The organism is Nostoc linckia z4 (genome assembly GCF_002608075.1).
Lineage (GTDB): Bacteria > Cyanobacteriota > Cyanobacteriia > Cyanobacteriales > Nostocaceae > Nostoc > Nostoc linckia.
The window spans coordinates 169,341-193,032 of the sequence record NZ_LAHA01000004.1 but is presented as its reverse complement, the minus strand read 5'-3'; the positions used below and the strand labels follow the sequence as shown (position 1 = coordinate 193,032).

Sequence of the window (23,692 nt, the reverse complement as noted above, 5' to 3'; positions counted from 1 at the left end):
TTGCGGGGCTTTGTTGGGTTGCACTTCGCTTAACTCAACCTACAATTGACTATAATTGACAATACGAAAACCAATCAAAAATCGTGAAGAATTTCAACCTCAGCCTCTATGCTTTTCATCTTTGCCACACCTTTACCGATCTTCCCGGTGAAGTTGTGAAAGATGCTAATCTCTTATGGGAAAAGTTGGTGGAAGTGGGTGAAACTTCGCTGACTTCTCTTGATTTGAAATATTTACGCTCAAAATTAATTTGTTATGAAAACGGTAAATACGAACCCAAGCGCCAACAAGGAAGAAAAACAGAATGGTTAACTGATGCGGGAATTTTAGATTTGGGGAGTCTGTCCACAACAGAAGGTTTTAAAATTCATGCCAACCTTCAGCCTTTTTTACTTCACGATACCTACGCTGTTGATTTGACTCTCTTTGCAGAATCACCAAACATTTCCATAGATATACCACAACTGCAACACTTTAAACCAAGTTCGCTACTACCATCTCGTATTCAAGCATCTTTAGGACAAACATTATGGATTTATGGAGAAGTAGATCCAAGTGAAGATTGTGATACACTAGCTAAAAAATTTGCCATAGCCTTAGTAGCCGACACAAATTTAAATCCTGTAGCAACAGAAAAAGGAAAACTATTTGGTAGTCTTTTATTTGAATACCAAGCACTCGACCCCGATGAACCAGATAATCCTGCCAAACAATGTCATATTTTAATAGTCATTAATAATAGTCAAGCTGCAACAGGAACACTTGCAGAAAAAGCTTATGACTGGTTGCGAGATTTACTTTGTATCTACCACAAAATCCTTTACATTTATCAACTAGCGCGTCAAAGCTACCGAGAAGCCAGAATAATTTATAGCGGTCTAGAAGAGAACATTGAAGAATTTAACAATTTGATATCTAAAAATCCAACTCAATTATCTGATTTAAAAAAATTAATGGGAGAAATCCCCAAAAAAAACTTTGATTACGCCAGATGTTTGCAAGATTTACAAATACATCACACAGCAATTAATACTAACATTAATAACTACAAAATTTGTTTAGAGGAGATTCACACTATTGGTAGTGGAAATAGTCCTAAAGCTTGGCAAGATTTTCTGAATAAAGACTGTAAAAAATGGCAACAACAAATCCAAACAGATATTAATTATCTGACTCCAGGTCAAGAATTGTTTGGGCAATTGGTTGATACAATTCGCGGTATAGTAGAAACGGAACAAACCGAGAGCGATCGCTCCTTAGAAAACACCATCCAAATATTAGGTATAGGCTTTGGTGGCGGTGCGATTATCTCAGGCGTAGTTGTCCAACATATTGACAAAATCCCAATACCCCTAATATCTCCGAACAATCCACCTAATCCGTTTTACGCATCTTTAATATTAAGCGTTTTAGCTACATGTTTTTTTATTGGCATAGGTTGGCTGATAACTAAGCGCCAATATTATCCTAGAAAAAGGAACAGTAATAAAGATTAGCGATTTATTGTCAACCTTCGTGCGGTACTCTTAACCGATTAGCACTTTAGCTAGAAATAAACTTCTTGCATGAATAATTTTTTATATCACGCACGAGACAAGAGAGGCGCACAGAAGAGAACGCAAAGTAAGGAGTTTTGCAAGAGGTCTAATTTTTATTGTGAAGTTCATAGCCAGTGAAGGTATTGTAATAAAAGCGATTCCTGGATAAAACAAAAAATTTATATGACCTCAGTTTCTCCTCACAAAAAAGCTAAAGCCTTAAAACCTACTAGCCGTCGCCCTGCGAAAGAACTTTGTAGCGAGTGCGGACTGTGCGATACATATTATATTCATTATGTCAAGGAAGCATGTGCTTTTCTTAATCAACAAATAGGGGAACTTGAAGAAGAAACACACAGGCGATCGCGCAATCTCGATCACCCTGATGAGTTATACTTTGGTGTTCATCAAGACATGATGGCGGCACGAAAACAGCAACCGATCGCAGGCGCACAATGGACGGGAATTGTTAGCAGCATTGCCATTGAAATGCTCAATCGCGGTTTAGTTGAAGGCGTTGTCTGCGTCCAAAATACTAAAGAAGACCGCTTTCAACCAATGCCCATCATCGCCCGCACCCCAGAAGAAATACTCGCAGCCAAGGTAAATAAACCAACACTTTCGCCTAATCTTTCGGTGTTGGAACAAATAGAAAAATCGGGGATGAAGCGCTTATTAGTAATTGGTGTTGGTTGCCAAATTCAGGCATTACGAGCTGTAGAAAAACAACTTGGTTTAGAAAAGTTGTATGTTTTGGGTACGCCTTGTGTAGATAACGTGACTCGCGCCGGACTACAAAAATTCTTAGAAACTACTAGCCGATCGCCAGACACAGTTGTACATTACGAATTCATGCAAGACTTCCGGGTTCACTTCAAACATGAAGATGGTTCCACAGAAACCGTGCCTTTCTTTGGCTTGAAAACTAATAAACTCAAGGATGTTTTTGCCCCATCTTGTATGAGTTGTTTTGATTATGTTAATTCCTTAGCAGATTTGGTGGTGGGCTATATGGGCGCACCCTTCGGTTGGCAGTGGATTGTAGTGAGAAATGACACTGGCAAGGAAATGCTGGATTTGGTAAAAGACCAGTTAGATACTCAGCCCGTGATGTCCCAAGGAAATCGTAAGGAAGCCGTACAACAAAGCATTCCCGCCTACGATAAAGCAGTAACTTTGCCAATGTGGGCTGCAAAACTCATGGGTGTGGTGATTGAGAAAATCGGCCCTAAAGGTTTAGAATATGCGCGGTTTTCCATTGATTCTCACTTTACTAGAAATTATTTGTATGTGAAGCGGAATCATCCGGAGAAGTTAGAGGAGCATGTTCCGGAGTATGCAAAGCTTATTGTTGAGCAATATAAGTTACCAGAATAGTCTTTCGCATCTATCTAAATTAGATCTGAGCCTGCTTGCAAAAGCAGGCTTTTTTGTCTATCGGCAGACTCTTATATTAAAATAGTAAAGCTTTGTTTGCAGTTTTGTGCTGAGGTACAATACTTAATATTTAGTAATTATTAGGACTATTTAGAACCTAATCGCTTACGAGCTAGAGTAACTGCTTTGACATTCTCAGTAATTAAAGCTACTTGACCACATAACCCAACTAGATTACCTGTTCTTTCGACTTTTGCAGGATCTTTTTCATCGTATGAAGCCATAGCGAGCATAAAAGCAGTAACAAATACATATCCAAGAATTTTTAGATTATTTACTCCTCTGTTGAGATAAATCATGGCAACAGGGGCAATAAAAAACGTTAATACACCAGCAACGATAGGACTTTTTTCTGCTAGTTCTTCAGTTCTGTTTATATCTCTTTGAGTTGGGAGGAAAGGATTCCAAGGAGAATCTGGGGTTTGATTTTGATTAGAGCCAGTTGCCATTTTTTTTCAGTACTTTTAACAAGCGATTAGTTAACTTGCATACCTTAATAATTAAACAGAAACATCATCATTGGCTTCAGAATCTACACGGTTTTTATTTACAAGTCATTCTCTTTTTTACGTAAAATTACTATAATTTTAGTATAAAAAGTAAATAAAAAATTCGTGTTTAACGAAGGAAGCTATAGGGCAAAATTTTCTTAAGCCTCTTCAACTGCTTTGATCGCCCTTTCTCTTATCCTTAACCTCTGTCATTGTCCTTACTCCCCATTCCCTACTCAGTTGTAACTGCTGGCTTGACGGCTAAACATTAAGTGATACTGTCCGCCTAGTGCCATGAGTTCGTCGTGGGTGCCTACCTCGATAATTTGACCTTGTTCTAGTACTACTACTCGGTCTGCTAGTTTTGCTAGGGCGAGGCGATGGCTGACTATAACGGCGATTCTGCCTTTTGCCAAGGTGCGAAAAATGTTGTAAATTTCGTGTTCTGTTTTGGGGTCGAGGTTGGCTGTTGGTTCGTCAAGTATGATGAGTTCGGTTTGAGACAGTCGCAGCAAAGCACGAGCGATGGCCAGCCTTTGCCATTGTCCCCCCGATAAATCAACACCTCCTTCTAGCTGTTTGCCTAAGAGGGTTTCCAAGCCTCGATCTAACTTCTCAATGACTCTCGTCAAACCAGCTTCAGCGATCGCTTCTTTGATGTCCTTATCTTGTTGCATTTTCAGTAAATCGCCAAAGGCAACATTCTCGCGCACCGTAGTCGGAAAACGAGCATAATCTTGCATGACTACATCAATGCGCGATCGCACTTCTTCTAAAGGGAGCGATCGTAAATCTTGACCATTCCAAATAATCGCACCTCCACTGGGGTCATAAAGGCGACACAATAGTTTGGCTAAGGTGGTCTTGCCAGCACCATTTTCACCCACCAACACAATCATTTCGTTGGGGTGAATCGTCAGATTGATGTCTTGGAGAATTGGGCGTTCGCTGTTGGGATAGATAAACGAAATATTTTGGAGTTGAATACCTTTTTGCCACGACTTTACAACATAATCAGGCGACTTTTTCCCATTGACTGCAAAATTTTGAGAACGTGATAGTTGCGGCTGTAAATCTAAAAGCTGAAAAATTGGTGTTGTTGCCAGTGCGATATTATACAATTCCGAACTACCAGACATCAGATTTTCTAAACTGCGACGCACTTCTAGAATCACACCAGTGTAAAGCGCTAAATCTCCCAAGGTATGAGTTTTACCTAACACACCTTGAACTACATATATATATGGTAATGCTAAGCCTAACCCACTTAATAAAGACCAGCCAATAACTGCTGTTGTCCCCCGACTGCGGATTTGTTCCATTGCGCGAAAAATTGTCCGAAAAAGTCCGCGCCAGCGTTCCAGTAGTAGGGGTTGCAAACTAAACAAGCGTATTTCTTTGGCGTATGTCTCCCCAGTTAAAACCGTCTTGTATAAATTCATTTCACGAGCGACACTGGCTTGAGTTCTTTCCACCCTCCAACTTTGCTTGCGGTATTTCATTTCCACATACATTACAGGAGTAACGCAGCTAAACAAAATTAGCGGTACCCACCAAGCCAGAGACATGGAGAGTAACACGGCGGGAATGAAGATAAAAATTCCTTGTAACAAACTCAACAACCTGATACAAAGTTCTGGAAGTCTTTGCACTCCCTTTTCTGTCAGTTGCACCAAATTGAGCAAATCTGGTGTTTCAAATAAAGCAATATCTTCAAAAGTGGCAACCTTTTCGATTACTTGTCCTTGGATAAAGCCTTGAATGCGATCGCGTAGGGAAGCATAGACAAAGCTAGTGATACTACCGAGAGCATCACTGAGCAAATTTAGCACCACTAAACCTGCAACACTGGAAAGCAGTAGCGGTTGGGAAAGTATTAAACTGATGGCATTTTTTGTTGTTGGTAGGCTCAGGAGATGAGTAATTTCATCAATGATCGTTTTGTTGAGCCAAATAGCGATCGCTGGACTTGCACCACTTAGTAATGTGAGTATTGTTACATAGCGTAGCTCCGTTGGAACTACCTGCATCACTGTTACTACACTACGGCGAAATGCTTGGAGGGGAGAGATTTCGAGTATTTGCATATACTGATAGTGTAGCAAAAAAGAAATATCTCACGCTGCGTCTGTGCGTGACACAATCCTAACTCATGTTACTTCTATAACCCTCACTCAGCCCTCCCCACCGCATCGATCGCCGCCTGTAATGCGATCGCCACATGAGTCCAGTGAGTCCCCCCTTGGCAATAAACTACATAAGGCTCCCGCAAAGGCCCATCCGCCGACAATTCCAAAGTACTCCCCTCAATAAATGTCCCCCCAGCCATCACTACCTGGCTCTCATACCCCGGCATTTCATCCGGAACCGGGTCTAAGTAGGAACCGATGGGAGAATATTGTTGTATGGCTTTACAGAAAGCAATTAATTTTTCCGCCGAACCCAATTTAATTGCCTGAATCACATCTCCACGAGGCGCTAATGGTGCGGGATTTACTGGATAGCCAAGTTTATCAAATACATAACCAGTCAAGTATGTCCCTTTCATCGCCTCTCCCACCATCTGGGGTGCAAGAAATAGTCCTTGGAATAGCAGCCGATTTTGGTCAAAAGTAGCACCGCCATAACTACCGATACCAGGAGCAGTAAGGCGACAGGCGGCGGCTTCCACCAAATCAGCACGACCGGCGACATAACCACCAGCACTGACAATAGTGCCACCAGGATTTTTAATCAATGACCCCGCCATTAAATCGGCACCTACAGCTGTAGGTTCCTTGGTTTCAATGAATTCGCCATAACAGTTATCCACAAAGCAAGCGGTGTTGGGATTTTGCTGTTTGACTAAATTGATAATTTTTTCAATATCCGCAATTGATAAACTTGGACGCCAAGAATAGCCACAAGAGCGCTGAATCAAGACTAAACGTGTATTATCACCCACGCTACTACTTAAAGCTTGCCAATCTATAGTTCCTTGGTGTGTTAGCTCCAATTGGCGGTATTTTATGCCAAACTCGATAAGGGAACCTTGACTTTGACCCCGCAAACCAATGACTTCTTCTAGCGTATCGTAAGGAGAACCAACCACTGCTAGCATTTCATCTCCAGGACGGAGTACCCCAAACAATGCACAAGCGATGGCATGAGTCCCCGAAACGAACTGCACTCGCACCACTGCTGCTTCTGAACCCATAACTTCGGCAAAAACTTTATCTAAAGTTTCTCGTCCCAAATCATCGTGACCATAACCACTGACACCAGCAAAATGGTGTGCCCCGACACGGTGATTACGAAAGGCATCCAGCACTCGTTTTAGATTATGCTTGACCTGAGTGTCAATACCAGAAAAAATTTCTAACAGTGCGTGTTCTGCTTGCCGCAGCTGTTCCAAGCTGTTCATTAGTTCCTCGTTCACAAAAAATTATAAACATGCGGATTTTCAGATCGCGCAAATTTCGCCGAACAATTCCAATTCAGGTTACTGCATGACAATTGCTACTTTAAATAAACCTCAAATCAACTGGGTTAATACCCTGTTTTTCATTGGGCTGCACATCGGTGCGCTGTTTGCCTTTGTTCCTGGTAACTTTAGCTGGAAAGCACTTGGCGTGGCTTTCTTACTGTACTGGGTCACTGGTGGTTTAGGAATTACCTTAGGATTTCACCGCCTGGTTACCCACCGTAGTTTTCAAACTCCCAAATGGCTGGAGTATGTTTTGGTCTTTTTCGGGACACTCGCTTGTCAAGGGGGGCCAATCGAATGGGTAGGTACACATCGTATCCATCATTTGCACTCAGATACTGAAACCGATCCCCATGATTCCAATAAGGGCTTCTGGTGGAGCCACATCGGTTGGTTGATTTATCAATCGCCCGCTCAAGCTGAAATTCCTCGCTTTACCAAAGACATTGCAGGAGATCCAGTTTACCAGTTTTTACAAAAATATTTCATTTTGATTCAGATTGCTCTGGGTTTAGCACTCTTATTTCTCGGTGGCTGGCCGTTTGTTATTTGGGGCATTTTTGTTCGCATTGTCTGGGTTTATCACTGCACTTGGTTGGTAAACAGCGCCACTCATAAATTTGGCTACCAAAGCCATGAATCTGGCGATAGATCGACCAACTGCTGGTGGGTAGCCCTACTAGTTTTTGGGGAAGGCTGGCACAATAACCACCATGCTTTTCAATATTCAGCTCGTCATGGGCTGGAATGGTGGGAAATCGATTTAACTTGGATGACAATTCAATTGCTACAAGCAGTTGGCTTGGCTACTAATGTCAAGTTGGCTCCAACGAAAAGTTAGTTAGGAGTTAGGAGTTTGCAGTTAGGAGTTTGGAGTTAAGAGTTTGGAGTTTGGAGTTTGGAGTTTGGAGTTACATTTATTGGAAATCAGGCATCCTAATCTTTATGTTGCCGTCGATTTTTGCCAAACCATAATTTTGAGAACCACAAATCCTTATGGGACAAGGAGCGTTTCTAATTCACCTCAAGCGTGAGTTAAGAATCTAAACCCCAAACTCATCACTCCTACCTCGTAACTCCAAACTCCAAACTCATCACTTCCAACTCATCACTCCTAACTCCTAACTTCCAACTCCTCACTCCTAACTCCTAACTTCCAACTCCTAACTTCTAACTCCTCACTCATCACTCCTAACTCCTAACTTCCGACTCCTAACTTCCAACTCCTCACTCCTAACTCATCACTCCTAACTCCTAACTTTTGAAAAAGTTATTTACGGGTGCGCTTGTATGGGTTAGGTTGCTATAATCCGAGACGCTAATATTAAGCAACTTTACGGCAAGTTATTTTTTGATGACTTGGTGGAGGACTTTGTTGTATTTCAGGTGTTCATGACTACATCAACAATTAATACCCAGAAACTAAGTGACGAGTCTGCCAATTCTAACTTCAGGCTCAAAGATATTGTCAAAACTCTGCCAAGAGAATGTTTTCAGCAAAGTCGTCGCAAGGCTTGGACGCAAGCAATACTCAGTGTCTTGGCAGTTGCTTTAGGCTACTACAGCTTGGCGATCGCTCCTTGGTTTCTTTTGCCCCTAGCTTGGGTTTTTACGGGTACAGCTTTAACAGGTTTTTTTGTAATTGGCCATGATTGTGGTCACAGGTCATTTGCCAAACGTCGTTGGGTAAATGATTTGGTGGGACACTTTTTTATGATGCCGTTAATTTATCCGTTTCACAGTTGGCGGATTAAGCATAATCATCACCATACTCATACCAACAAACTCGATGAGGACAATGCTTGGCATCCCATCAGACCAGAAGTGTTTGAAAGTTGGGATAAAACCCGACAATCTGCTTTTGAGCTATTCATTCGCAAACGCTTATGGTGGGTAGGTTCCATCGGACATTGGGCAGTTGTACATTTTGATTGGCGGAAATTCAAAACTAAAGACCAATCCAGCATTAAGCTTTCTGTAGCTGTGGTTGTGTTGTTTGCTGCGATCGCTTTCCCGATTCTGATCGCCACCACAGGTATTTGGGGATTTGTCAAGTTTTGGCTAGTTCCCTGGTTGGTCTACCACTTTTGGATGAGTACTTTTACCATCGTTCACCATACTGCTTCAAATGTTCCTTTTGTGGCAGCCAATAAGTGGAATGAAGCTCTAGCTCAGTTATTTGGCACTATTCATTGCGATTATCCCCGCTGGGTAGAAATCCTCTGCCACGACATTAATGTTCATGTCCCTCATCATATCTCCACCGCCATTCCTTCTTATAATTTGCGGCTAGCTTACAGCAGCATTAAGGAAAATTGGGGGCCTTATCTGCATGATGAATGTCAGTTTTCTTGGTCTTTAATGAAGCAAATTACAGACCAATGTCAACTGTACACAACTGATGTTGGCTATAAGACTTTCGACGAATATTACGCACAACGATAAACCAAATTGCCAGCTTTTTTGACGCTCTTGAACTTTACAAGGGCGTCTGTATTACTTTGCTTTTTAATCAAATCTATTCAGAATCAACCACTGATTCAGATACTACGGGAAACTTGTATAGCAAGGGATTGGTGACTGGGTCAAAAGTATTTTGATGTCTGAGTTTGTCGTCTGTTAATGTCTTAAGCACCAAAGGTTGTGCTATATCTACCCTATTGATTCAAGGGACTTCCAAGTAAAAAAATATTCCACAGAAGACTGTTAACTGTTAACCGTTGACCGTTGACAGTGAACAGTCAACGACCTGAATCGGAATAATTTATTTTTTGGAGTTCCCCAAAACCACTAATATTTCAATTCGATGGGTTTTAAACCTAGTTATTTATTCGCTAGTGGTAGATAATTAATTGTGAATTATGACTTCTGAATTTTTTTTGGTAAATTGCCACAAAATTTACTCTCGCAGGACTTACGTAGCGAGATGATTTGTTGAGGTCGGGAATAAGCCAAAAAGGAAAATGGGTATTGGGGTTGAAAAAATCTTTAATGCCTTATCCTCCATGCCAAGCCCAAACCCTTAATTTCTCGTTTACAATGCGTAAGTCCTATCTTGGATGTTACGAGAGTTAGTATCCTGGGCATACTAGTGAAGTAAAAAAATCAAAAGTAAAATAAGTCTTGACTTCATCTTGCTTTTGCTTTTTTCCTTTTAGCTTTTGCCTTATAGGGTAAGATTATCTTGCCTAAAATAAAGTTCCGATTTATTTTCAACAAAAGAATCCAGCCAGTGCAATCAAATATCATCACGCTTAACGATTCTCAGAACAGTAAATTCTCTGAGGTAAATACCAAACTACCTTTTACTCTTCAGGATTTAAAAACTGCGATCCCTGCTGAATGCTTTCAGCCCAGAGTGACAAAATCACTTTATTACTTCTTTCGAGACATCCTGATTATTGGTCTGCTTTATGCAGTTGCTTATTACCTGGATTCTTGGTTTTTCTTTCCGATTTTTTGGTTAATGCAAGGAACAATGTTTTGGGCTTTGTTTGTGGTCGGACATGACTGCGGACACCAATCTTTTTCTAAGCATAAATGGCTGAATGATTTGATTGGACATCTTTCTCACACGCCGATACTCGTTCCTTATCATGGTTGGCGAATCAGCCATAGAACTCACCACAAAAATACCGGTCATCTCGATAATGATGAAAGCTGGTATCCTCTGAGCGAATCACACTATAAGCAAATGCCACTAGAACAAAAGATAGTCCGGTATTATGCTTTTCTATTGGCTTATCCTCTGTACTTATTTAAGCGTTCTCCAAACAAAAAAGGCTCTCACTTTTTACCCAATAGTCCGCTGTTTAAACCATCAGAAAAATGGGATGTCATCACTAGTACTGTTCTTTGGATTGGGATGGTAGGTTTGCTTGGCTACCTTACCTATCTGTGGGGTTGGATGTGGTTGCTCAAGTATTACGCTGCACCTTACATTGTGTTCGTAATTTGGCTTGATTTAGTGACGTTCTTGCATCACACTGAACCAGATATTCCCTGGTATCGTGGAGAAGAGTGGACTTTTTTAAAAGGTGCAATTTCCAGTATCGATCGCGATTATGGTTTGATTAATCATATCCATCATGATATTGGCACTCATGTTGCTCACCATATATTCCTGAATATCCCTCATTACAATTTGCTGAAAGCCACTGAGGCGATAAAACCAGTGATGGGTGAGTATTTTCACAAATCAGACGAACCAATTTGGAAATCATTATGGAATTCCTGGATGAACTGCCATTTCGTACCTGATACTGGAAGTAAGGTTTACTACACATCCAACAAAAAGTTAGCTAAAGGCTAAAATTGAAATTTGCGACTTCTTAAAGAAGTCGCAAATCTTGTATTGTCAATTGTCAATGATTTATGACTATCGCTGGAAGATTACTTTGTCATTAAAATGAATTTTTATCAAAGGTGCATTTAAAGATTAGATAAATAGCTTAATATAACTTGTCTTTTGGAGGCGATCGTACATTACATTATGATTCCTGCAAACTCTGTTAAAATTTGAGCGTCACAGCTAAAAGTAAATTCTATTGAATAAATATTCAAAAACTTTCCTGGCTGTAAGGTGATTAAAATACAGAGGTAAAATAAAAATAGTTTGATACTATCCAACTATCCCTGATTTGAGATTATGGACTTACTTAGCTGAAGATATTTACTTCCAATTGTTGCAGTTATAGTGGCTAAAGACTAGCATATCTATGTTCAAAGGTAATATCTCGTTAAATCAACCTGAAACCAATGAAAAATTGTTGCTTAAATTATTTTAGGCTCTATTAAAGATGAGTTAAGTTTATTTGCATCTAGTGACTTCAGTCAATTTCCTGCTAGGGTTATAAATCAGCAGAGACTATACTATAGACAATTTAGTTAAAACCCTTTTCAGATTTAAAATTCAGAGGTATCAATGATTATAACTAATTTTAGCAAACAAAGAAATGAATTAAATGAATCTAAAGTACTCAAAGCTAAACCACATTGGCAAGGGCAAAACTTGAGCGATACTGCTGTCAAAGGTAAAGATACCAAGATGCGAGATACTGCACCTGATAGTTCGATTTTTAATACCTTGAATCGCGGTCGAGTAGCTATTTTTATTGATGGCTTAAGCCTATTTCACACAGCTTTACAACTCGGCATAGAAATTGACTACGTTAAATTGCTTTGTCATTTAACCAACGGTTCAAGACTCTTACGTGCTTTTTTCTATACTGGGGTTGATATCACTAATGAAAAGCAACAGGGTTTTTTACTGTGGATGCGTCGTAATGGCTATCGTGTAGTGGCAAAAGACCTCGTTGTGTCGCCAGATAATTTTAAAAAATCAAATCTGAATGTAGAAATTGCTGTAGACATGATCACTTTAGCTCCATACTATGACACTGCGGTATTAGTCAGCGGTGATGGAGATCTAGCCTATGCTGTGAATGCTGTCAGTAGAATGGGGGTGAGAGTAGAAGTTGTTAGTCTGCAAACAACCACTAGCGAAAGCTTAATTGATGTTGCTGACTGTTTTATTGACCTAGATAGTATTAAAGCACACATTCAAAAAGATTCTAATCTTGGATATACTTACCGAACCCCCACGAATTCAAATCTGTAGGTAATAGAGGGGGGAGACAAGGGAGACAAGGAGAGAAGTCTGAGCGGAGGTTTCCTCCGATCAGAACTTCGGAGAGAAAGATTGCTACCTTGTCCCCCTTGTCTACCTTGTCCTCCCGATCCCCGCGTCTCCCACTCCCCGCGTCTTTTTAAATCTGCGTACTTGAGTATGGATATTTTAATAGTTGAAGATGAAGCTGAAATTGCTCATTTAATCCAACTCTCTTTAGAAAAAGAAGGATTTTTCTGCCGTATTAGCCGTGATGGGATCAATGCTTTACGGATGTTTCAGGAGCAACCACCCGATTTAATTATTTTAGATTTAATGATTCCTGGTTTAGATGGTCTGGAAGTTTGTGCTAGAATTCGCCAGAAACCAGGTGCGAAAGATCCTTATATTTTGATGCTCACTGCCAAAGGCGAGGAAATCGATCGCGTCATTGGTTTATCTACTGGTGCTGATGATTACATGGTGAAGCCCTTTAGCCCCAGAGAGCTAGTAGCCAGAGTACGCGCACTATTGCGGCGCAGTCTCCGTCAAGGAGGACAACATCAAGTTAATCGCACCCAACACTTTATAGTGGATGTAGATCAGCGCACTGCCAGTAGGCAAACGAATTCCCAGCAACCTGAAATTCTAGACTTAACTACCTTAGAATTTAATTTGCTAACTACCTTTGTCAGCAATCCTGGTCGAGTTTGGAACCGCACGCAACTAATTGATAAACTTTGGGGAGATAACTTTTTTGGTGATGAACGCGTGGTGGATACCCATGTAGCTCGATTACGAAAAAAAATTGAGCCTGACCCTGCCAATCCTATTTTTATTAAAACTGTTGTTGGGGTTGGCTATAAATTTGAAGACTCGCCGATGGCGTAAATGTTATGAAGATGGGGCTGAGAGGACGACTATTTTTTTCTCACTTGGTAGTGATGATAGTGGGGGTAGCTAGTTTAGTCATTATCAGCAAAGTTTCTTCTCCCCGATTCTTTGTCTTGCATTTGGAACGACTAGAAAATCAGGGGTTTGATTTAATCGATATTCGTACTGAATTAGTAACAGGATTTGAAATTGCTTGGCAACGGAGTACTATCTGGTCAGTTTTAGTTGGTAGCACCGCTGCTGGAGGATTGAGTTATTGGGTTTCCAGAAGGATTATGCTGCGGTTGACAGAGATGGAACAAATCACCCAAAAATTTGCTGCTGGACAGATGGATGCACGGCTACCACTGTATGACATTCCAGAACTCAATAGATTAGGTGCTAGTTTCAACCGGATGGCGGCGAGTTTAGAAGGGGTGGAAGTGCGCCGACGAGAAGTGATTGGAGACATGACCCACGAACTGCGGACACCATTAACAGTTGTGCGGGGTTATTTAGAAGAATTGGCTGATGGAGAAATAGAAGCATCTCCAGAAATTTATCGACGTTTAGCTAAAGAAACTAGGCGTCTAGAACGGTTGGTAAACGATTTACAAGAACTGTCGAAGGCAGAAGCTGGCTATCTGCCAATTAATATACAACGGGTAAATCTGCGTCCGTTATTAGAGTCATTAGTAGAGAAATTTACTGACCAGTTATTGGAAGACGGGCCGAGCCTGCGCTTGGAATGTCCGGCTGTGTTACCTTTTGTGTTGGCAGATATCGATCGCACAGAACAAGTATTGGTTAATCTCCTTGGTAATGCAGTACGTTATACCAAAGAAGGTTCAATTACCATTCGTACTGACATTGAAGCATCTAAACTCTGGATTGCAGTCATAGATACAGGTATTGGTATCAAAAGAGAAAATTTGCCCCACGTGTTTGAGCGCTTCTGGCGAGCTGACCAATCACGCGATCGCCATTCCGGTGGTACTGGTATTGGTTTAACAATTTCCCGCCGTTTAATTGAACTACAAGGCGGTGAGATTGAGGTAAAAAGCGAATTTGGAATTGGCAGTATATTTCGTTTTTTTCTGCCTTTGGCTTAAGTGAAGCAATTTTGAGTTGGCGTCTAAAATCCAAAGTACCAACATTTGCAATACAACAAATTGACATCAGGTAGTCACGTCCGTGTCATATCTAATTGCTAAATTTAAAAGTATCTAAATTATTGGCTTTTTCAAAGGCATCAAGATTTAGAATTTGTATTTAATATAATCTTAATTCGGCATTTTGGATCGTATGCCTAATTTTGTTTTGGCTGCTTTTTTGGTTAGTTTACTCACTGTATCTGGTTACGCTGCTATTGCCTACCTGTTCCCTCAAAATCGCTCCCCTGACTGAGCATTTACCAAAATTTTGGTATCTTTGTTCTCCATGATTAAAAAGATATCTGTAAAAAACATGTTTTAATTTTTTAAATTAGCTGTATTATTTTTAACCAATTTTTTATCTATATTTGATACAACTCTAACTGACTCCTGAGCAAAGTATGTTATAACTTGGTGGATCTCATATAACTCAAGGAGTATACAGAGTGAATCAGATAGAATTAAGTTTCAGTATTGCTTACCTGCTAATGACATGCTATTTTTTGACAAATTGGTTAATATTTTCCCTAAATCATCCCGCTACTGCTCCAGAAGATAAATTTTTGTCCGTTGTGATGTTTCTGACCACAACTATCTTTTGGCCATTGATGATTGTTATGTCTTGCTTAGAAATGTTTAAAAAAAAGAGAATAGATATTAATAAAGTAATTCCTGTAATTTTAACAATATTTGTGTTTAGTATTTCTTACTATGTGACTAATCTTTATGAGCGTGGATTTTGCCCTGATTTGCTATGCTATTATCCTTCTTGATTAGCCTAATTTAAATCCTTTATAGTAGTTGCCAATTATTATGATATATACAAATTTTTAGGGTAGCACAGCTAGCTGTACTACCCTACGTTATATTTCACAAAAACGAGATATTTAATTAGACCTGCCTTAAAAATAGGGCATTGGGCATTGGGCATTGGGCATATTGATTTTTATTGTTCCTTGTGAGCGCAGCTCATGGAGTAAGAGTGCAAAAGTTACTTTTGCAAGAGGGGGGAAAGGGAAAAGGGTTTTTATTTGCCCTTTCCCCTTTACCCCTTGCCCTTTTCCCCACTTCTCTTAGAAGTCTATTGATTAACGGCGTCTACCCGTACCAAATGAGCGACTACCTGAAGAACCTCGGCCAGTACCAAAACCACTACCAGAAGTACGTCTAGTAGTACTAGATCTGCCAGAGGGTTGCAAATTGCTACCACCAAAACCAGAACCAGAGGGACGACTATTACCAGTATTAGTACGTGTACGTACAGTTGAACTTCCAGGATATGACCTTCTAATCGTTCCAGTACTGCGGAAAGCAGTGCGGTTTCTCACCGCTGCGGGTGGTTGGTTATAGCGTGTTTGATAGCTTTGAACTGCTTGGTCATAGCTGCTACCATATCCACCGTAACCACTCAGGAATCCTCCTGATTGATAGACAGGGGGTACATAGTACTGGGGTCTAAACAATAGACTACCAATGGCTTGACCCGCCAAGTTACCAGCCAAAGATCCAGCAAACGGTGTCCAAAAACTATTTTCTTGACGAACTACGACGGTTTCTTGTCTTCCTGTTTGCGGATTAGTTTTATTCTCGGTAACGTTGTGGACGTAAGCAATTTTAAAATCTTCAGTCAGATATAAAACTGGTTGTCCATTTTCTACCTTCAGATAAGTTTTTTTACCTTGTTTAATTTCGTCATCAGTTAGCCGTGCCATTTGCAAATTTTCAGTTGCAAAGGTTGGCGGCGTGTTGTTTAGTAAAAATAGGCTGTACTCCCCAGTTGCATCGTCGTAAGTAACTTGTTGAATTTGATACTGTCCATCACTCAATTTTGTAGTAGTCGAGGCTTGGCTAACGTTCTTAGCTGGAGAGTTAGCTTGCTCTCCACCTCCGCAAGCTACAGTTGTCAAACACAAACTCAGTGTTAAAACAACGACTGTAAATTTACGTAGTATGGTCATGATCATTGCATTATCGTCCTATCTTGGAGCATAACAATTTATTCATGTTTATTGATGTGAGCAGTAAGTACGGACTACCCAACATCTTACAAAGGAACCAATTCAGGATAATATTCCAACAGTTGATCGCTAGTGAGTTCATCGCCTAACTGCGCTGGTGAAAAATGTACTTGGACTGCTCGTAGTTTATGACTGTAATGCAAATTGATTAAGGCTTTCAATCCTTCCTTAATTGCTTGAGCGTTAGAAAGATCTGTTTCTAATTGTGGTACTTCTCCTTCATAAGCTACTGTAATCATCACAATGACGTTGCGAGTTACAGGTACAGATAAAGGTTCATTAAACCCAGGCGCAGAACTGTAATCTGGTTCGCTGAGATATCTTTGGGCGGAGTCAGTAAACAACTCATTGACGTAATCTCCTGCATCGCCTTCATTCCAAAATACATCCCCTTCATTAGCAGCCGAAAGCCAGTAATCATCATATTGCAAAAGGGTTTCAGACAGTTGTACCAGTGCTTCTCCCAGAACTTCTAAGTCACCATCAGCATCCATCGCATTTCGTCCTGCACTATTTAACACTCCCAAAATTGGTGCTACTTCGCCTCCGCCCAAGTGCAAAAATAGGCGAAAGACCACATAGCGAGTTCGACCAATCATTCTATTAAAAGAATCGCGCATTTTTACCTCCACAATTTAGTTATTAGTCATTGGTCATTAGTCATTGGTCATTAGTCATTAGTGATTAATCATTAGTCACTCGATCCAATAACTAATACTTAATATTCAATGCCCTATGCCCTATGCCCCATGCCCTATGCCCCATGACCCATGACCGCAGTTGCTCCACTTGGGGAGACCCCAAGACCGCACTGCCTCCCCCATGCCCCATCTTCAATGACTAATATAATGAAACCCTTTAACAAAATCTATCACCATGTTTAACGAGGGTAATATATATTTTGTTGGTTCGCTGGATTTATCATCATAAACTGAAGTATTAAGAGAAGACCTATTAATAAATCTTTTGCCAAAGTTGGGATTATCATACACAATCAAAGTTTGAGCGCTAGAATTTGTTAAAATTATTTGGCTGGGAGCTTTACAAAAATTTAGTTTAGCAGCTACTTCGAGATTTTTTTTCATCTCTTTGATTGTTGTAGCTTTACTCATAGTTTGCTCTAAAAGCATATTTAATTGTTTTACCATGTGGGGAGATTTAAAAGATTTTAAATCTGGGTTGGCTACAACTTCAGCATTAATCATTTCCACTATCTGTAAAATATTCTTTTGGGTAGATGCCGCATCTACAAAGGGAAGGATAGCAATATAAGCGGTGGGAAATAATGCTTCGTCGCTATCTACACGGAAGGTAAAAATAGTGCGGCGACGACCACTTTCCATACTTGGGGGTTGTTTTAATCCCCGGTATTCCTGAGCAATTTGGTAGTAAGCGCCAGCAAGAGCAAAGTTAGCTTCATGTTCTAGGGCGGCATCAACAATAATCCTAATTGTTGGGGGTGTTTCGTTAAAAAAATCTCGTGAATCGTCGGCATGAAATTTTTGAATAATTGAGCGATCGCCTGTGGGACTGAGGTCAACCCATTCGCAAATCATACCTTCGGTTTTTAAACCAAATCTGGAAGTAGCGTAAAGTTTTGCACCGGTTAAAGTTGCTCCGGTTAAATCAGCACCAATCCATTCGGCTCTAATTAATTTTGCTTGAGTTAAATTCGCATGTACTAAACTCGTATTCGTTAAATTGGCATTGCTTAAATCTGCACCAATTAAATTTGCCCCGCTCAATTTTGCTCCGCTCAAATCTGCCCACCGGAGGTTAGCGCCGCTTAAATCTGCCCACCGGAGGTTAGCGCCGCTCAAATCTGCACCGCTGAGGTTAGCATGGCTGAGATTTGCTTGTCTGAGTTCAGCATCTCGTAAATTCGCACCGGTGATGTCACAACGACTCAGGTCAGTGGCGTTTAAGTTAGCCATTTCTAAGTTGGCTCCTGTGAGAGAAGCGCCTCGCAACACAGCTTCATTCAAGTTAGCGTTGCGGAGATTCGCTTGGCGCAGAGTCCCTTCTCGCAGGTCGGCGCTGGTGAGGTTAGCTTGGAACAAGTCAGCACGACTGAGGTCAGCGCGAATTAACTCGGTACGGATAAGTGAAGCTCCCTGGAGTTGAGCGCGGCTGAGATCTGCTCGAATTAAATTAGCTACATTCAGACTGGCATTGTTGAGAATAGCGCTGCATAGATTGACGCCGCTCAATCTGGCTACATTCAATTTGGCATTGCTCAAGTTAGCTTCACTGAGATTGGCACCGCTCAAGTTAACTACACTTAAATTAGCATCGCTTAAATTCACGCCACTGAGTTTAGACCCACTCAGATTAGCTTCAGACAGTTCAATACCACTAAAGTTTAAAACTCCTGCGGCGTATTGTTCCAGCAATTCCTCTACAGTCATCGATGCTACCTCTGGGATGCCAACTTTATATAGTTGTAAAGTCGGAAAAAATGAAATGTCAAAATTTAAAGAATGAATATTGGAATTTTAGGACTGGGATTGATTGGCGGATCTTTGGGTTTTGATTTGCGATCGCAAGGACATCATATCTTGGGAGTGAGCCGTCGCGAATCCACCTGCCAAAAGGCAGTAGCCCTTGGCTGCGCCGATGAAGCATCGGTAGATTTGAGCCTGTTAACAACCGCAGAAGTTGTATTTATTTGTACGCCTTTAGCCCTAATTGTGCCCCAATTTGTACAATTAATTCCTTATTTGTCTCCCACTACAGTTGTCACCGATGTGGGTTCGGCCAAAGCAGAAATAGTCCAAGCTATTTCTCATCTTTGGGATAATTTTATCGGCGGTCATCCAATGGCGGGAACAGCAGACAGTGGCATAGAAGCCGCACAAAGGCATTTATTTGTCGATAAACCTTATGTACTCACACCCCTGACCACAACACCAATCACTGCAATTACAATTGTCGAAGAAATTGTGCGATCGCTAGGTGCTAATATCTACCACTGTCAACCAGAACAACATGACCGGGCTGTGAGTTGGATTTCTCATTTACCTGTAATGGTTAGCGCCTCCTTAATTGCTGCTTGTTTGAGTGAAACTGACCCAGAGGTTTTACAATTAGCCCAAAAGCTAGCCAGTTCTGGTTTTCGGGATACCAGCCGTGTAGGTGGCGGTAATCCAGAGTTGGGGATTATGATGGCGCGGTATAATCGCCAAGCGTTGCTCTTGTCACTGCGCCAGTATCGCCAAAATCTCGATGAGTTGACTAACTTAATCGAGCAGGAGAATTGGGCAGTTTTAGAGTCAAAGTTGAAATCAACCCAACAGGCACGACCTAATTTTGTTGAGTAGTGGTAATAGAGTACGTTACGCTATTAATAACGCACTCATTACTACATTTAGTAAATTTATTGCGGATTTGTTGTGAATGCTTTTTCAGTTAGTTGATTAATTCTTTCACAGGCAACGGTTAACAGACAACGGAGAACAGAGAAACCAAACCCCAAAAACGTGCTATTGGATTAAATAAATACGCCGTTTTTATAAAGCGCTATCCTCTGGAAAAACATTTTTTGAAACTATGATTTATAGCTAAAATTAAAGTTTTCCATAGCTGTTTCCTGTTTTCTCTTGGCTGTTCACTACTCTCAAAAGTTTGTAACTTTATCCAAATAAACAATGGTAGAACGCCCAATCAAAAAATCAGAACGTCAGTCTCAAGCAAATACTGAGAATAATTCGGAAAATTTGGACTCCACACCTCCTGTGGAATCTAATCCCAAAAGCTCAAAACCAGATCGTAATCGTTCCTCTGGCAAAGGAAAAAAACGCTCCTTTGCAGATGAAAACAAGCCCCCTGTTAATCCTGCACTCATGCGTGGCCCAAAACCCGTTAAACCTCCAACTAAAGTTGAAAAAGAAGTTGAAACTGAAGCTGAGCCAAACTCCGAGCAGTCTGAAGATTAACAATGTGTTAGGCATTTAATTTGCAAATCTGTTCGTGTTAGCTGTTGATGGTTGACGGTTAACTGTTGACTGTTGACTGTTGACTGTTGACAGCTAACCCTCAACAATCAATAAACCTGATATAGGACTCATATTTGATTTGGTGAAAAAACTCAGTACACCCCGAAATTCCTTTCTTCCTGTTAAGAGTTCCCTCCCTATCGCGCTTGCGCTGCGCGAACGCGCACCACACAAATATGTTCATTAGTCAAATCTACTATATGACCGTGCAATTTAGTAAGTGGAATAAAACTTAGATACAAAAACAAGTTTCACCCAGTCACCAGTCATTTGCTATAAATTTACATAAAAAAATATAGATAATATTGAATAATTATGACTATGAAGAATAACTATGACCAGTCAAATATTGGCTATAAAAAAAGCACTGAAAGAAAGTGGTAAGACATATTTTCTAATAGGGTTAGCTTTTACAGTAGTGATAATTTTAGAATACATTACACCACCAGAATATGTATTCGGCTACCTCTATACAGCGACTATTTTATTAGCAGATTATCGATTAAATCGCAGAGCATTTATTGGAGTCACCATTGCAGCTACAGGATTAACATTATTAAATTTATTTGTACCAGGAAAAGAAATCATCAATCTTCCAACCTTGGCAAATAGGTTAATTGCAGTATTGGCGTTAGTGGTAACTGCCATTTTAAGCGAACGCAACCGTCGTAATGAAGAAGCGATCGCTCACACTCAAGCACAATTACGCTCCCAAGAACAACTAGCTGCAATGCGTGAAGATTTTATTTCTACCCTCACTCATGACTTGAAAACTCCTTTACTTGGAGCAATTGAAACGCTGCAATATTTTCAAAACGAGCAATTTGGTCAAGTGACCCCAATGCAAGCAAAAGTCTTGCAAACAATGGCTCGCAGTCATCGCAGTACACTGCAATTAGTCCAAACTCTTTTAGATGTTTATCGCAATGATGCCGAAGGATTGAAATTACACAAATCGGCTATTAACTTAGTAACTGTGGCTGAAGAAGTAATAGCCACCCTGATGGAACTAGCAAAAACGCGTCAGGTTTATATTTCTCTGCACTATGGCGAATCAGATTTTCGCAGCTTTCTTTGGGTAAATGGTGATTCATTGCAATTGGGACGAGTTTTTACCAATTTATTGAGTAATGGCATTAACCATACTCCCCGTGGCGGTAAAGTGGAAGTAGTATTTGAAAGTTATTCTAGCGAGCAAGTGGTCAAAATCCTCGACACTGGTTCCGGTTTTACAGAAGAAGAACTACCCCACTTATTTGAGAGATTTTATCAAGGACATAGCGATCGCCACGTCTCTGGTTCGGGACTAGGGCTTTATTTAACCAGACAAATTATTACAGCTCATGGAGGTACAATTTGGGCAGAAAATCGATGGCCACGAGGCGCTGTGTTGGGTTTCCGGCTACCTGCTTGTCCGCCACCGGGGAGATGAGGGGGATGGGGAGATGGGGAGATGGGGGGGTAGGGGAAAAGGAATAAATTTAATCTTCCCTTTTTCCCCTTACCCCTTTCCCTTTCCCCATATCCTGTTTGCCCAATGCCTAATAAAAAATGACAAAAATCTTACTTGTTGAAGATGATGAATTATTTCGGCTTGGTCTGCGAATGCGGTTGCAACAAGAGACTACTTTGGAGATTGTTGCAGAGGCTGAAGACGGAGAACAAGCTGTAGAATTAGCCAATCAATATCCTCTAGATTTGGTTTTGCTGGATATCGGTTTACCGGGAATTGGCGGGATTGAGGCTTGTCGTCAAATCAAGCAGAAGCACCCAAATTTACCAGTTCTCGTTTTAACGTCTCGTTCGGAAAAACCGCTAGTTTCGCGGTTAATTGCTGCTGGGGCACAAGGTTACTGCCTCAAAGGTATTCCCGCTGAGTCTCTAATTTTAGCAGTGCGATCGGTTGCAGCCGGGGCTTCTTGGTGGGATCAAACGGCAACAACAGAAATTAGGGCAGCTTTTGAAGGTACTACAACACCAATAGCAACAAAAACTCCAGAAACCTTAGAAAATCCTTTAACAAAGCGCGAACAAGAAATTTTAGCATTGGTAGCAGCTGGCAAAAGCAATCAAGAAATTGCAGAAGTTCTCTACATCGCCCCTGGTACAGTGCGGGTTCATGTCCATGCAATTTTACAGAAACTAGAAGTACGCGATCGCACTCAAGCCGCAGTATTGGCTATCCAAAAAGGATTGGTAGCACCAGAATTATTGATCGAACAATAAAAATCACGCATTCTATCGATTAGACGCTAAAACCCCTGATTTATCGTTGTAGAGACCTTGCATTGCAACGTATCTACTCTACAGGACGAATAATTATTGATATTTCGTTGATTTGGATAATTCACATCAAACGTAAATCCTATCTTGATATAAGATTCGTATGAATTTATGTAAATTTATTTAAGTATAAATACGGTTAGTGATTTTGACTTTTATTGTATAAATTATTTGACTAAAAGTTATAACTATCAAATATGGCCTAGTTTTCCTAGAGTGTACTGATACCATTTCTTTGTAAAGCTGCACGAAATTTTCTTGGCTTCTTCTTTGTTTATTTCCTACCCCTCATACCAATTCTCTATGAAGATGCGCCTAATTATTTTGGAATGTAGTCAATTAACCTCAGCGCCCCTTTGCGCTAACCTCAGCGTATCTTTGCGTTAAAAAATCTAATATTTAGCGCAGCCTCATAAAGAAACGGTATCAGAAGCCTATGCGCCCTTTCTGTCTTGCCGCAAGACACCTACGTTTTTCATATAATTTGGCGCATCTTCATACAGAATTGGTATGACTTTTCACGCGATTTGTAAAACCTCTCCATTTTCAAGGAGGGGCTTTGATTTTTCTCCTTCCCTAGTAATACCAAATTGGCATAAAAAATATGGTTTGAAATTATAAAACTTTGTAGTAAGGGAACTCTAAAAAATAAATTGTTCCGATTTAAATAAGTCGGCGTGAAAAAACCAAACTATATTTAGTAATGTAAAAATCATAAAATTCAGTTTGTAGTCAGGACTTTAGTCCTTTTTTCAGAACTTTAGTTCTCACGATAACCCTTTAATTATTTACCATGTTCTACTTACTTTTTTTTATTATGCCAATTGTA

18 protein-coding genes are annotated in these 23,692 nt (G+C 40.5%); 12 read left to right on the top strand and 6 right to left on the bottom strand.

Annotation, left to right across the window (positions count from 1 at the left end; translation table 11 throughout):
- Positions 1-83 precede the first annotated feature (83 nt).
- Positions 84-1,496 (top strand): hypothetical protein, encoded by a 1,413-nt coding sequence (locus tag VF06_RS05540; RefSeq protein WP_099065769.1) that lies wholly within the window; start codon positions 84-86, stop codon positions 1,494-1,496.
- Positions 1,497-1,721: 225 nt separating this feature from the next.
- The gene (locus VF06_RS05535; protein ID WP_099065768.1) at positions 1,722-2,915 is read left to right on the top strand and encodes a Coenzyme F420 hydrogenase/dehydrogenase, beta subunit C-terminal domain; all 1,194 of its coding nucleotides are present in this window, start codon (positions 1,722-1,724) and stop codon (positions 2,913-2,915) included.
- Between the two features lie 146 nt (positions 2,916-3,061).
- On the opposite strand, the gene VF06_RS05530 is transcribed toward VF06_RS05535, so the two are convergent.
- The 3 genes from VF06_RS05530 to VF06_RS05520 form a co-directional block, all read right to left on the bottom strand.
- Complete coding sequence (locus VF06_RS05530) at positions 3,062-3,424, bottom strand: hypothetical protein (RefSeq protein WP_099065767.1); 363 nt, start codon at positions 3,422-3,424, stop codon at positions 3,062-3,064.
- Between the two features lie 278 nt (positions 3,425-3,702).
- Complete coding sequence (locus VF06_RS05525) at positions 3,703-5,553, bottom strand: ABC transporter ATP-binding protein (RefSeq protein WP_099065766.1); 1,851 nt, start codon at positions 5,551-5,553, stop codon at positions 3,703-3,705.
- 83 nt (positions 5,554-5,636) lie between these two features.
- Positions 5,637-6,869: a methionine gamma-lyase family protein gene (locus tag VF06_RS05520; protein ID WP_099065765.1), complete on the bottom strand. Its 1,233-nt coding sequence runs from the start codon at positions 6,867-6,869 to the stop codon at positions 5,637-5,639.
- 85 nt (positions 6,870-6,954) lie between these two features.
- Here VF06_RS05520 and VF06_RS05515 point away from each other — a divergent pair, with 85 nt between their 5' ends.
- The 6 genes from VF06_RS05515 to VF06_RS05490 all read left to right on the top strand — a co-directional run bounded on the left by VF06_RS05515 (position 6,955) and on the right by VF06_RS05490 (position 14,525).
- Positions 6,955-7,773, top strand: coding sequence for an acyl-CoA desaturase (locus VF06_RS05515; RefSeq protein ID WP_099065764.1), 819 nt, complete (start codon positions 6,955-6,957; stop codon positions 7,771-7,773).
- Positions 7,774-8,324: 551 nt separating this feature from the next.
- Positions 8,325-9,377, top strand: a complete 1,053-nt coding sequence (locus VF06_RS05510; protein ID WP_099065763.1) for a fatty acid desaturase — start codon at positions 8,325-8,327, stop codon at positions 9,375-9,377.
- A 787-nt stretch (positions 9,378-10,164) separates the two neighbouring features.
- Complete coding sequence (locus VF06_RS05505; protein ID WP_099065762.1) at positions 10,165-11,244, top strand: fatty acid desaturase; 1,080 nt, start codon at positions 10,165-10,167, stop codon at positions 11,242-11,244.
- Between the two features lie 612 nt (positions 11,245-11,856).
- Positions 11,857-12,552: a LabA-like NYN domain-containing protein gene (locus tag VF06_RS05500; RefSeq protein WP_099065761.1), complete on the top strand. Its 696-nt coding sequence runs from the start codon at positions 11,857-11,859 to the stop codon at positions 12,550-12,552.
- A 168-nt stretch (positions 12,553-12,720) separates the two neighbouring features.
- Positions 12,721-13,431, top strand: a complete 711-nt coding sequence (locus VF06_RS05495) for a response regulator transcription factor (RefSeq protein WP_099065760.1) — start codon at positions 12,721-12,723, stop codon at positions 13,429-13,431.
- A 5-nt stretch (positions 13,432-13,436) separates the two neighbouring features.
- The gene (locus VF06_RS05490) at positions 13,437-14,525 is read left to right on the top strand and encodes a sensor histidine kinase (protein ID WP_099065759.1); all 1,089 of its coding nucleotides are present in this window, start codon (positions 13,437-13,439) and stop codon (positions 14,523-14,525) included.
- 1,130 nt (positions 14,526-15,655) lie between these two features.
- Here the strand turns inward: VF06_RS05490 and VF06_RS05480 are convergent.
- The 3 genes from VF06_RS05480 to VF06_RS05470 form a co-directional block, all read right to left on the bottom strand.
- The gene (locus VF06_RS05480; RefSeq protein WP_099065757.1) at positions 15,656-16,531 is read right to left on the bottom strand and encodes a hypothetical protein; all 876 of its coding nucleotides are present in this window, start codon (positions 16,529-16,531) and stop codon (positions 15,656-15,658) included.
- An 80-nt stretch (positions 16,532-16,611) separates the two neighbouring features.
- On the bottom strand, positions 16,612-17,205 hold the full coding sequence (locus VF06_RS05475) for a DUF1517 domain-containing protein (RefSeq protein ID WP_099065756.1): 594 nt from the start codon (positions 17,203-17,205) through the stop codon (positions 16,612-16,614).
- Between the two features lie 213 nt (positions 17,206-17,418).
- Entirely contained in the window at positions 17,419-18,993 is a 1,575-nt protein-coding gene (locus VF06_RS05470; RefSeq protein WP_099065755.1) for a pentapeptide repeat-containing protein, read from the bottom strand.
- Positions 18,994-19,065: 72 nt separating this feature from the next.
- Here VF06_RS05470 and VF06_RS05465 point away from each other — a divergent pair, with 72 nt between their 5' ends.
- The 4 genes from VF06_RS05465 (at position 19,066) to VF06_RS05450 (ending at position 22,806) form a co-directional block, all read left to right on the top strand.
- Entirely contained in the window at positions 19,066-19,905 is an 840-nt protein-coding gene (locus VF06_RS05465) for a prephenate/arogenate dehydrogenase (RefSeq protein ID WP_099065754.1), read from the top strand.
- Positions 19,906-20,232: 327 nt separating this feature from the next.
- Positions 20,233-20,520 carry a hypothetical protein gene (locus VF06_RS05460; RefSeq protein WP_099065753.1) on the top strand — a complete coding sequence of 96 codons (288 nt, stop codon included), beginning with the start codon at positions 20,233-20,235 and terminating at the stop codon, positions 20,518-20,520.
- A gap of 394 nt (positions 20,521-20,914) precedes the next feature.
- Positions 20,915-22,012 carry a sensor histidine kinase gene (locus tag VF06_RS05455; protein WP_099065752.1) on the top strand — a complete coding sequence of 366 codons (1,098 nt, stop codon included), beginning with the start codon at positions 20,915-20,917 and terminating at the stop codon, positions 22,010-22,012.
- A gap of 119 nt (positions 22,013-22,131) precedes the next feature.
- Positions 22,132-22,806: a response regulator transcription factor gene (locus VF06_RS05450; protein WP_099065751.1), complete on the top strand. Its 675-nt coding sequence runs from the start codon at positions 22,132-22,134 to the stop codon at positions 22,804-22,806.
- Positions 22,807-23,692 lie beyond the last annotated feature (886 nt).